This is a genomic window from Caballeronia sp. RCC_10 (assembly GCF_041360715.1).
Taxonomy (GTDB): Bacteria; Pseudomonadota; Gammaproteobacteria; order Burkholderiales; family Burkholderiaceae; genus Caballeronia; species Caballeronia grimmiae.
Genome location: NZ_JBFUPT010000104.1, coordinates 1 through 1,306, shown reverse-complemented (window position 1 = coordinate 1,306; position 1,306 = coordinate 1). Strand labels below are relative to the sequence as shown.

The following is a 1,306-nucleotide window of genomic DNA, read 5'->3' as shown; positions in this document are numbered from 1 at the left end:
GGCTCTTTTGAAAACGGAGTGGGTAACGGCCTTCAGCGGGCATGCGAGTTGAAGGCGGAGAAGTCCAGTTTGCCTGCGATGAGAAACAGGACCGTTCGCATGGTTTCGAAGCGAGCGTATCCGCGTGCCTTGCGTTTGGCGGCCTGAAACAGTCCGTTGATGGCTTCGATGAAGCCGTTGGTCTGGCGGGTCTGGGTCCAGGCGACGATGCCGTCGAAGTGCCGGCGAATCAATCGCACCACGTCCTTCATTGGTTCGACCTTCGAGCGCATGACGTTGGTGCACCACTGTTGCAACATTTCGGAGACGACATTGATTTGCTTGCGCTCGAGAATCTCGCGCAGTTGCTCGCGATACAGCCAGGCGCGGGCCGTGCGGCTGGTGGTGTACTGACTGATAAGCGCCTCGAGGTCGGTCAGTTGGGCCAGATTGAGTTTGTTCGCGTCTTTCAGCAGTATCCAGCGCATGCCTTTAAGTTCCGGGTCGACCTTCTGTTGTTGCCGACGCACTGTATCGAGCGCCTTGGACGCGTGCGCGACGACGTGAAACTTGTCGAAGGTCAGCCGCGCATTGGGTAGGTGTTCGTCGACGCCCTTGATGAAAGCCGGCGACATGTCGATGCTGACCGAGCCGACCTGTTCGGGCTTGCCGCCGCGTTGACCCAGATAGGCGGCGAAGCGTTCAATCGTGCTGGCATCCTTGCCGGTCGTCACGAACACGACCCGCCGCGCCTGCATGTCGGCAACCAGTGTCAGATACTCATGACCGCGCCGGTACGAGGTTTCGTCAATCGCCACCATCGTCACATCCGACAGGTCCGCCGACGCGAGCGCCAGTTCCACATAGCGCGAGCAGATGGCGTGGACCCGGTGCCACGACAAGTTGACGATGCGCGCCACGGCAGCAAACGGCATCTGCTGAGCGAGCATCAGCACGAGCGCCTCGAACAGCAACGTGAAGCCGCTGAGTTGGCCGACCCAATCAGGTTCCACCAACCGTACCGAGCCGTCCGGCAAGCGCACGCGCGGCACCCGTACTTCCAGATAGCACTCGTGTTGGAAGAAATTCAGATGGCGCAGACGCTTGATTTGCGTGTCGTGCACCGGATGCTCGCCGGCGACGCTGGCATAACCGAACCGGCTGCCCGCGACGAAGTCCACGGCAATCGTGAGCTGGCGTTTGCCGGCATCAAAGTCGACGCTTTGTACATACCACGGGGCCTTGATTCCCAGAGCGGCTTCAAACAGTTGGTTCGTCATTGTTCGTTTCGTCTTGCATGGTTGGTTGCAGCATTCTGCCGCAACCA

The 1,306-nt window shown here is 59.8% G+C and carries 1 protein-coding gene; it reads right to left on the bottom strand.

Annotated features, from left to right (window positions below; all coding sequences use genetic code 11):
• Positions 1 to 32: 32 nt before the first annotated feature.
• Complete coding sequence (locus AB6804_RS31820; RefSeq protein WP_370889828.1) at positions 33 to 1,259, bottom strand: ISL3 family transposase; 1,227 nt, start codon at positions 1,257 to 1,259, stop codon at positions 33 to 35.
• Between the last annotated feature and the right edge of the window lie 47 nt (positions 1,260 to 1,306).

Excerpts from the sequence above, each read along its gene's own strand:
- AB6804_RS31820 (WP_370889828.1), bottom strand. The coding sequence starts at position 1,259 with ATGACGAACCAACTGTTTGAAGCCGCTCTGGGAATCAAGGCCCCGTGG.